Annotated in this window: 7 protein-coding genes and 1 pseudogene; 3 read left to right on the forward strand and 5 right to left on the reverse strand. The window is 68.1% G+C overall.

Features of this window, described 5'->3' with window-relative positions:
• Together GRX66_RS13165 and uvrB are read right to left on the reverse strand one after the other, a co-directional pair.
• Positions 1 to 688, reverse strand: a pseudogene (locus tag GRX66_RS13165) (oxidoreductase); the annotation flags it as partial.
• Between the two features lie 95 nt (positions 689 to 783).
• Positions 784 to 2,853 (reverse strand): excinuclease ABC subunit UvrB, encoded by a 2,070-nt coding sequence (gene uvrB, locus GRX66_RS13170; RefSeq protein ID WP_159526975.1) that lies wholly within the window; start codon positions 2,851 to 2,853, stop codon positions 784 to 786.
• Positions 2,854 to 2,946: 93 nt separating this feature from the next.
• Here uvrB and GRX66_RS13175 point away from each other — a divergent pair, with 93 nt between their 5' ends.
• Positions 2,947 to 3,222, forward strand: a complete 276-nt coding sequence (locus GRX66_RS13175; protein ID WP_159526976.1) for a DUF7553 family protein — start codon at positions 2,947 to 2,949, stop codon at positions 3,220 to 3,222.
• Between the two features lie 483 nt (positions 3,223 to 3,705).
• Here the strand turns inward: GRX66_RS13175 and GRX66_RS13180 are convergent, their stop codons facing one another.
• Together GRX66_RS13180 and GRX66_RS13185 are read right to left on the reverse strand one after the other, a co-directional pair.
• Positions 3,706 to 4,335 carry a rubrerythrin family protein gene (locus GRX66_RS13180; protein ID WP_159526977.1) on the reverse strand — a complete coding sequence of 210 codons (630 nt, stop codon included), beginning with the start codon at positions 4,333 to 4,335 and terminating at the stop codon, positions 3,706 to 3,708.
• Positions 4,336 to 4,618: 283 nt separating this feature from the next.
• On the reverse strand, positions 4,619 to 5,476 hold the full coding sequence (locus GRX66_RS13185) for a sulfurtransferase (RefSeq protein WP_159526978.1): 858 nt from the start codon (positions 5,474 to 5,476) through the stop codon (positions 4,619 to 4,621).
• A 211-nt stretch (positions 5,477 to 5,687) separates the two neighbouring features.
• On the opposite strand from GRX66_RS13185, the gene GRX66_RS13190 reads away from it, so the two are divergent.
• Positions 5,688 to 6,464 (forward strand): sulfurtransferase, encoded by a 777-nt coding sequence (locus tag GRX66_RS13190; protein WP_159526979.1) that lies wholly within the window; start codon positions 5,688 to 5,690, stop codon positions 6,462 to 6,464.
• Positions 6,465 to 6,527: 63 nt separating this feature from the next.
• On the opposite strand, the gene GRX66_RS13195 is transcribed toward GRX66_RS13190, so the two are convergent.
• Positions 6,528 to 7,544 carry an AI-2E family transporter gene (locus GRX66_RS13195; RefSeq protein WP_159526980.1) on the reverse strand — a complete coding sequence of 339 codons (1,017 nt, stop codon included), beginning with the start codon at positions 7,542 to 7,544 and terminating at the stop codon, positions 6,528 to 6,530.
• A gap of 461 nt (positions 7,545 to 8,005) precedes the next feature.
• On the opposite strand from GRX66_RS13195, the gene GRX66_RS13200 reads away from it, so the two are divergent.
• The coding region (locus GRX66_RS13200; protein ID WP_159526981.1) for an ABC transporter permease at positions 8,006 to 9,355 on the forward strand (1,350 nt) is incomplete at its 3' end.

Consider the following 9,355-nt stretch of genomic DNA (forward strand, 5'->3'; position numbering starts at 1 on the left):
CGGTTGGCTCCGGGCGGTCGCTCGACCTCGACCGTGCTGTACGCGAGGTCGACAGTGACCTCGTCCTCGGGCGGCGCCGCGTAGCCGTTGTCGTCCAGCCACTCCGGCGTCCGGGAGGTGCGGCCAGTCGCGTCGACCACCAGGTCGGCCGCGAGTTCGGTCGCTCGCCGTCAGCGTCCCGCACCGATACCCCCGTCACCCGGCCCGCCGACTCGTCGAAGCGGTAGTCAGTGAACTGGCAGTCCCCGCGGAGCGTGACGTCGTCGCGAGCGGCGAGCCGTCGGCGCACGAGGGCCTCGAACAGGGGGCGACTCGCGCAGAGCATCGGGAGGCGGTGCGGGCCGACGGCGAGGAAGTCTCCCCGCTGGTGGTACTCGAGGTCCCGGGCCGCGTCGATGTCCAGGCCGCCCGCCGAGCGAAGGTCCTCGCCGTATCTCGGGAAGAGAGCCTCCAGGATCGCACGGCCGGGTTCGAGCAGCACGTGGACGTGGTTCGCTTGCGGAACGCCGCGGCGTGCGACGGGGTCCGTCGGCAACGGGTCCCGGTCGAGTATCGTCACCTCGTCGACCGCGTCAGCGAGCACGCGTCCCGCGAGCATGCCCGCCATGCTCGCGCCGACCACGACGGCGTGGTCACCGACGCGTCCAACCGTGCGTTCGTCGTAGCGGTCGAGGTCGGTGAGGGGCACAGACCGTGTCGCTGCGCGGTGCTGTTGAAACTATCGCTGCCTGCTACCAGTTCTCCGGGGACCGCGCCGCTACCAGTTCTCCGGGGACCGCGCCGCTACCAGTCCTCGGGTTCCGGGGCGACTGCGCCGTCGTCGGGGTCGGTGTCGCCGCCAGCGAGGTCGTACTCCTCGCGGAGTTCCCGGATGCGGTCCCGGATGTCCGCCGCGAGTTCGAACTCGAGGTTGTCCGCCGCCGCGGCCATGCGTTCCTCGAGTTCCTCGACGAGCACGGCGGCCTCCTGCTCGTCGCTGGGGCCCTCGCCCGTCACCGAGGAGGTGTCCGTCTCCGCGCCGGGGAGGTTCATGTCGCCGACGTCCTTGTCGATGGTGGTGGGTGTCGTGCCGTGGTCCTCGTTGTACTGGCGCTGGATGCGGCGGCGGCGCTGGGTCTCCTGGATGGCGTCCTGCATCGCGTCGGTCATCTCGTCCGCGTAGAGGACGACCTCGCCGTGGACGTTCCGGGCCGCCCGCCCCATCGTCTGGACGAGGCTGGTCTCAGACCGCAGGAACCCCTGCTGGTCGGCGTCCAGGATGGCCACCAGCGAGACCTCCGGGATGTCAAGGCCCTCGCGGAGGAGGTTGATGCCGACGAGGACGTTGAACTCCCCGAGGCGCAGACCGCGGACGAGTTCGTGGCGCTCCAGCGTGTCCGTCTCGTCGTGCATGTACTCGACGGCGACCCCCGACTCCTCGAGGTACTCAGTGAGGTCCTCGGCCATGCGCTTCGTGAGCGTGGTGACCAGCACGCGCTCGTCGCGCTCGACGCGCTCGTCGATGCGGTCCATGAGGTCCTCGACCTGGCCGTCCGCGCCCGTGACGTTCACCTCGGGATCGACGAGGTGCGTCGGGCGCACAATCTGTTCGACGACCTGCTCGGACACCTCGCGCTCGTAGTCGCTGGGCGTCGCGGACACGTACAGCGTCCGGTCGGTCTTCTCCTCGAACTCCTCGAACGTCAACGGACGGTTGTCGTACGCCGTCGGCAGGCGGAACCCGTTCTCCACGAGGCTGTCCTTCCGGGACTTGTCGCCGGCGTACTGGCCCTTGATCTGGGGGACAGTGCGGTGGGACTCGTCGATGACCGTGAGGAAGTCGTCGGGGAAGTAGTCCAGCAGCGTGTACGGGGCGTCCCCGGGTTCGCGGTCCGAGAGGTAGACCGAGTAGTTCTCGATGCCCGAACAGTAGCCGGCTTCGGCCATCATCTCGAGGTCGAACGTCGTGCGCTCCTCGATGCGCTGGGCGGCGATCATGTCGCCCTGGCGCTCGAAGTGCCGGACGCGCTCCTCCATGTCCGTCCGAATCTGCTCGATGGCTGCCTCCATCTCGTCGTCGGGCACCGAGTAGTGCTCCGCCGGGTGGAACAGGACGGCGGGTTCCTCGCTCTCCACGGTTCCCTCGAGGGGGTCGAGTTTCGCCATGCGGTCGATCTCGTCGCTCCAGAACTCCACGCGCACGGGATACCGGCCGTACATCGGGAACACCTCCACGGTGTCCCCCCTGACGCGGAACGTCCCCTGCGTGAAGTCGACGTCGTTCCGTTCGTAGTTCAGGTCGACGAGCCGACCGAGCAGTTCGTCGCGCTCGATGGTCTGCCCGGTCTCCAGGCGGAGGCGCATGTCCTCGTAGTTCCGCGGGTCGCCGAGCCCGTAGATGGCCGACACCGAGGCGACGACGATGACGTCGTCCCGCGTCAGCAGCGACCGGGTCGCGGAGTGCCGCAGCCGATCGATCTCGTCGTTGATGGAGGCGTCCTTCTCGATGTACTTGTCCGTCTGTTCGACGTACGCCTCGGGCTGGTAGTAGTTGTAGTAGGAGACGAAGTACTCGACGGCGTTGTCCGGGAAGAGGTTCCGGAGTTCCTCGTAGAGCTGTGCGGCGAGGGTCTTGTTGTGCGCGACGACGAGCGTCGGCTGCTGAAGCTGTTCGACCACCCAGGAGACGGTGTTCGTCTTCCCGGAGCCGGTCACCCCGAGCAGCGTCTGTTTCTTCGCGCCGCTCTCGTACCCCTCGACCAACTCTCGGATGGCGTCTGGCTGGTCGCCCGCGGGGTCGAACGGGGCGTCCACGCGGAACGGTTTCTCTGCCTCCGGCCGGTCCGGCTGGAGGGGGCCGCTGGCGTCGCTCATTGTCCGATACTAGGTGCGGGGACACTTGAGGAGCGCGCCTCCCGGCCCCCACCAGCGCCTAGCTATTTCCCGCTCGCACCCAATCTCCCGACTATGGTACGCGAGGACCTGCGCGCGGCGAGCGACCACCTCCGTGCGGCCGCCGTCGCAGCCACCGACCCCAGCCTCGAGGAACGGCTCTACGACCAATCCGACCAGCTCGCGGAACTCGCGACAGCCGACAGCGGCCCCGACCACGGCCGCCTCGCACGCATCACGCACGCGCTCGACGAACTCGCGGACGCCGTCGACGAAGACGACGCCGAATCGAACATCGCGGACGCCCGCAACAGCGTCGAATCCTACCGCGAGACCGTCGAAGGCGTCTAGAGAACCCACTTTTTGCGCTGCGGGGGGCGCCAAAGGCGACCCCAGTCTGCTCACGGCACGTGGCGCCGTTCGCATGGTCAGCGGGACCCTCCGTCCCGCTCAACTCGGCAAAAACTTGGGGAAAAAGCACTCCGCCTTCACTTCGCGCTCTCCGAGCGCTCCGTTCAGTCGTCGGCCTCTGCTCGCTCGTTCCACTCGCTCCCAGAGTGCACCGCTAGTCCCATATTCAGTTAGCTGTATTAGCGTTCGCGGACCGAGTGGCTCGAAGAGCCCGGAAGGTCCGCGATTCACCGCGCGAACGGCGAAGCCGTGAGCGCGGGCCGACGACTGAGGGACGCGAAGCGGACCGAAGGAGGAGTGCTTTTGGCCGAGCTTTTGTCGAGGGCGCGCGAAGCGCGCCCGTGGTTCGAGAGACGCCGTAGGCGTCTCTCGTCATCTCGAAAGAGCGCGAAGCGCTCTGTCGGCGACAGCGTAAAAGGTCGCTTAACAGACCGGTTTGGGGTTGACGCCCATGGATTCCAGTTGGTCGGTGTATTCGTCGTAGGCGGCCTGGATGGCGGCGTCGGCGGCGGATTTGGCGGCGTCCCAGTCGTCGGCAGTCTCGCAGACGTCGTCGAGGAGGTCGAGTGCGCGGTCGCGCTGGTCGTCGAGGTCGGTCTTGAGTTCGCGGAAGAGGCTGGCCGTCTGGGGGTCGGCCTGGCCGGTGAAGAACGCGGTGAGTTGTTCCTTGGACTTCTCTGTGGCGAGGATGCGGCCGAGGAGGGCGCCCGCGCGTTCGATGGTGGTGTCGCAGTCGCGGAGGAACGCCTGCATCGCGGAGGGGTCGTCGGTGGGGTCGTAGTCGTCGAGTTCGGCGACGACCGTTTCGTAGTGGTCGTCTTCTTCGGTGGCGGTGACCGCGAACGCGTCTCTGGCGTCGTCGTTTGCTTCGTCGGCGGCCCAGGCGTGGAAGGTCTGTGCGGCGGCGTATTCGGCGTCAGCCGCGGCTTCGAGGACGTGTTCGGCGTCCATTTCGCCGCCGGTCGCGGCGTACAGGGATTTCGAGGAGCCGAGGCGTGAGAGTGCCGTCTCGTTGTCGTCGCGGACGGCGTCGTGGAGTTCGCTGGGCGTCATAGGACGACGTACGGGTGCGGAGTGCTTGTAACCTGCCTTCACGGCGATGGGCCGCGAAGCGACGGCGCTGGCCGTCGCAGGTGCTGGGCGGGATGCAGTGGCCGGTGTGCTGCAGAAGGGGGCTGCCGGAGGGGGCCGGCAGACCAGCGAAGGGGGAACATGGGGGCGAGTATTTCACGCCCGCAACAGGAGCCACACGAGGCGGTGATAAACCGTTTGTGGCCGCGGCGGCGCGCGCATTCGGCAGGCGCGCCCCGCTTCACTTCGAGGGCTCGGTCGTGGCCTATTCGCCCGTCTCGATGGGGGCGTCGACGAGGTTCCCCCACTCCGTCCACGACCCGTCGTAGTTCGTGACGTCGTCGTAGCCGAGGAGTTCCGAGAGCGCGAACCACGCGATCGAGGAGCGCTCGCCGATGCGGCAGTACGCGACGACCTCCTGGTCGTTCGTGATGCCCTGGGATTCGTAGAGCTCCCGGAGTTCGTCCTTGCTCTTGAACGTGCCGTCGTCGTTGACGGTGGCCGCCCACGAGATGTTCTCCGCGCCGGGGATGTGGCCGCCGCGCTGAGCGGTCTCCTGGAGGCCCGGGGGCGCGAGGACGTCGCCGCTGAACTCCTCGGGGGAGCGCACGTCGACGAGCGGGATGCCGCGGTTGATGGCGACTTCGACGTCGTCGCGGTACGCGCGGATGCCGTCGAACGGCCCGCGGGGGTTGTAGTCGACTTCGGGGTAGGACGGCACTTCGTCGGTGGTCGGGTAGTCGTTCTCGACCCAGTAGTCGCGGCCGCCGTCGAGGAGTTTGACGTCCTCGTGGCCGTAGTACTTGAACTGCCAGTAGGTGTAGGCGGCGAACCAGTTGGAGTTGTCGCCGTAGAGGACGACCGTGGAGTCGTCGCTGATGCCGTGGCTCCCGAGGAGGTCCGCGAAGTCGTCCTTCTCGAGGATGTCGCGCTGGGTCTGATCCTGGAGCTGGGTCTCCCAGTTGAACCCGATGGCGCCGGGTGCGTGTTCGTCGTCGTAGGCTTCGGTGTCGACGTCGACTTCGACGAGCCGGTACTCGGGGTCGTCACTCTGGAACTGTTCGAGGTTGTCCTCGACCCAGTCAGCTGTGACGAGTACGTCTTTGGCGTATTCAGCTGCCATACACACGTCTATGACTGGAACCCCCATAACTGTCGGTCACCCCGGCAGGTTCCCCCGGCCGTCGAGCGTAGCGGCGAGCGTCGCCGCAAGCACTGGGACCCCGACGGCCTCCGCCCCGAATGTTAGCCAGATTATGTGCAATAGTTGCCGGTAGCTCGGAGTGGCGGCGACGGCCGGGAGGCTAAACCGCAGGAACACGTACGTCGCAGCGATGAGCGAGGAATGGGTCGTGTCCGCGGACTGGCTCGCGGACCACCTGCCGAACGGCGACGTCGTAGTTGTGGACGTCCGGGACGCGTGGGAGTACGACGGCATCGGTCACGTTCCGGGGGCGGTGAACGTGCCCTTCGACGAGTTCCGCGCGGAGCGCGGGCCGGACGGGATGATGCCCGACCCGGAGCACTGGGCCGGCCTGCTGGGTGACGCGGGCGTCGAACCCGGAGACACGCTCGTCGCGTACGACGACACGCACGGCGTGTTCGCTGCGCGGTTCCTGGTCACCGCGCTGTACTTCGGCCACGAGGACGTCCGATTGCTCGACGGTGACTACAGCGCGTGGATTCGCGACCACAAGGCCAGCAGCGAGCCCGTCGACGTGCCCCCTACCGAGTACGACATCGACGACCCCCGCGAGGACGTGTTCGTGGACGCCGACGACGTGCTCGACGCAATCGAGGACCCGGACGCCGTTCTCGTCGACACCCGCGAACCCTGGGAGTTCGAGGAGAGTCACCTCCCCGGAGCGGTGAACCTCGACTGGAAGGAGGTCGTCGACGACGAATCGCGCGGGCTGAAGCCCCGCGAAGCAATCGAGTGCGTGCTCGACGAACGCGGCGTCACGCCCGACACGCACGTCGTGCTGTACTGCAACACCGCGCGCCGCATCAGCCACACGTTCGTCGTCCTGCAGTGGCTCGGCTTCCCGGAGGTCTCCTTCTACGAGGGCAGCCTCACTGACTGGACCGAGCGCGGCCACCCCGTCGAGTAGGCGCGTTCCCCGTCGCGTTCCCCAGTAGGCGCGTTCCTGCGGAACGCCGACGGACCTCCGAGGCTACGGCCACTCGTCGGGGAGCAGGGACCGCTGCGTGCCGCGGTGTTCGTCCGCGAGCAGCGCGGCGGTCTCGACGACGAGCGCGACGATGAGCGGGCCGGCGATGATGCCGACCGGCCCGACGGTGAGGAGGCCGCCCGTGAACCCGACGAAGTAGAGGCTCCCGGGGAGGTCGGCGGTCTGCCGGGAGAGCCGCGGGCGGATGAGAACGTCCGGCAGCCACGCCACGAGCACGCCCGCCACCAGGAAGACGGTGATGGCGCCCGCGGTGTCGCCGACGCTCGCCTGGTAGAGCGCGATGCCGCCGACGACCAGCGACGGCCCGACGATGGGGACGAACTGGAGGATGCCCGCCGCGGCGGCCAGCGTCAGGGGATACGGAACGCCGAGCGCGAGAAAGACCGGCACCGCGATGATGGCGGTGGCGAACGCGGTGACCGCCTGCAGCACGTAGATGGCGTACAGCGTTGCGGTCGCGCGCTCCGCGAGCGCGTGTGCGACATCGTGATACGACGCCGGTATCGTCGCGAGCATGGCGCGTTCGGCGTCCTCGTGAGCGAGCAGGAGTCCGAACAGGAGCATCCCGAACAGCGTGAGTTTCAACGAGAGTTCGGGGAGCGCGGCCGCGGCGTCGACTGCGAACGTCGCGAGCGTCGAAATCACGGCTTCAGTGGCGATGCCGACGTCGACGACGTACGTGAAGTCCGCGACGGTGACGGAGACCGTTTCCGGGAGTTCCTCGATGGCGTCCACGAGCGAGCTGATGCGGTCGCTAGCGACGTACAGACCGAGTGAGACGGGAACGAGCGCGACCAGCGACGCGACCGTGGCGGTGGTCGCGCTCGCCCACCACGGCGGCAGGCCGAGCCGCTTGACGTGCTGATGGAGCGGCACGAGGACGTAGGCGACAGTCACTGCGAAAAACCCCGTCGCGAAGACGGCGCCCAGAAGCAGTGTCGCTACCACGAGCAGCAGGACGAACACACCTGCGAGGACAGTCGTTCGAGACGCTGACACGCGGAGAGATACCGCAGGCTCTGTGAAAAACGTTCGCTCGGTCGGTCGTGGGGTGGCGGGGCCGACGTCGCTGTTTCGTGGAGCGACGGCCTTTTCTATTACTGGTCGAAACAACCCGGTAATGGAGCGCCGTGACTCCCTCGACGCCACCGGCGTAGCCCCGGACGAGCCGTCGACCGCCGGCCGGTTCGAGTTCGGTGGGGGCGAGGCCACCCGGTGCCGGATCGTCGCAACGTGCGACTCGTCCCTCGGTGACAGCGCGACTGCGGTGCGGCGGCCGGATCGCGGGTGGGAGGCCGACCACGGCGTCGAGGTTGCGTACACGACGCCGAGCGACGGCGGCAACGGTTCATCCAGCGCAAGCAGACCGGGCAAAGCATCGGCGCGGCCCGCTACGTCGGCCCGAACACGCTCGAGCCGGTCACGTTTACGTACGAGGGACTCGCAGGCACCGTCGAGGAATGGACCAACGCGTGGGCCCCCCAGGCCGCGGCCAGCGAGCGCGCGTGACTGATCGTCTCGCGTACGCCCGAAGCCTGCTGGTTCGTGGCGCCGACCGCCTGGCGCTACCGGTAGTCGGCGCAATCACCCTGCTGGTGCTCGGCGTCGTCTTCTACTATCCCGTCTGGACGGTGTTCGTGGAGGCGTTCGGGAACGCGGCCACGCCCGTCCGGGAGGTCCTCACCAGCGAATTCTACATGGGCGCCGCACACGGCCTGTTCGCGGATCCGATTCGCGTCCCCGGAGACGTATTCGCGTGGCTCGCGAGCGTGCGACTCCACGTCGGCTGGACGGGGGTGCTGCCGGACGTCTGGGTGTCCTACCCGACAGTGCGGAAGGGACTGTTCGGATTCACGGCGTACCAGGCGGCCCTATCGACGGCCGCGAGCGTCCTGCTGGGCCTGCCGGGGGCGTACGTGCTCGCGCGCTTCGAGTTCCCCGGTCGGCGGACCCTGAAGTCCCTGACGATCCTGCCGTTCGTCCTCCCTTCGATCATGGTCGTCGTCGGGTTCGTCGCGACGTTCGGCACGAGCGGCACCCTCAACGGCGTGTTGACGTGGCTGGGAGTGGGACAGGTCGAGTGGCTGTACACGCTGAAGGTCGTAATTCTCGCGCACGCGTTCTACAACGCCCCACTGGTCACCCGTATGGTGACGTCGGCGTGGGAGAACGTCGACGCCAGCGCCGTCGAGACCGCGCGCTCGCTCGGCGCCAACCCGCTGCGGGCGTTCCGGGACGTCGTCGCTCCGCAGTTGCTGCCCGCGCTCGGGGCCAGCGCCGTCCTCACGTTCATCTTCACGTTCATGACGTTCCCCATCGTGTTGGCCCTGGGCGGCCTCCAGTTGGCGACAGTCGAGGTGTGGCTGTACGCGCGCGTCCAGAGCCTCGACTACGAGTCAGCGGCCGCGCTCGCCGCGCTCGAGACCGTGTTCTCCCTCGCGCTGACGTACGTCTACCTCCGGTACGAGTCCCGGCGCGCGGCGACCGGCACGGGCAACCCGCTCCCCCGAAAGCGGCTGTTCTCGGTGGCCGGCGACGTCCGGGAACGCCTGATTCGAAGCGGCCTCGGGGTCTACGGCGTCGTCGTGGCGCTCGTGTTCCTCGCGCCGATCGCCTCGATGGTGCTGGCCAGCGTCGGCGGCGCCACGGACCCGACCCTCGAGTGGTGGCGGTTCCTCGTGGAGCGCCAGGGTGATAGTCGGACCCAGCCGTCGGTCGCCGTCTGGAACTCCCTGTTGTTCGGCGTCGGCGCGCTCGCGCTCGCGCTCCCGATGGGGGTCGTCATCGCGGCGTTCTCCGCGCGCGGCGGC

Origin of the sequence: Halobacterium bonnevillei (assembly GCF_009831555.1) — an archaeon.
GTDB lineage: Archaea > Halobacteriota > Halobacteria > Halobacteriales > Halobacteriaceae > Halobacterium > Halobacterium bonnevillei.

Bases quoted from the DNA above. Each gene is read 5' to 3' on its own strand.
- uvrB (WP_159526975.1), bottom strand. From the start codon at position 2,853: ATGAGCGACGCCAGCGGCCCCCTCCAGCCGGACCGGCCGGAGGCAGAG.
- GRX66_RS13175 (WP_159526976.1), top strand. From the start codon at position 2,947: ATGGTACGCGAGGACCTGCGCGCGGCGAGCGACCACCTCCGTGCGGCC.
- GRX66_RS13180 (WP_159526977.1), bottom strand. From the start codon at position 4,335: ATGACGCCCAGCGAACTCCACGACGCCGTCCGCGACGACAACGAGACG.
- GRX66_RS13185 (WP_159526978.1), bottom strand. From the start codon at position 5,476: ATGGCAGCTGAATACGCCAAAGACGTACTCGTCACAGCTGACTGGGTC.
- GRX66_RS13190 (WP_159526979.1), top strand. From the start codon at position 5,688: ATGAGCGAGGAATGGGTCGTGTCCGCGGACTGGCTCGCGGACCACCTG.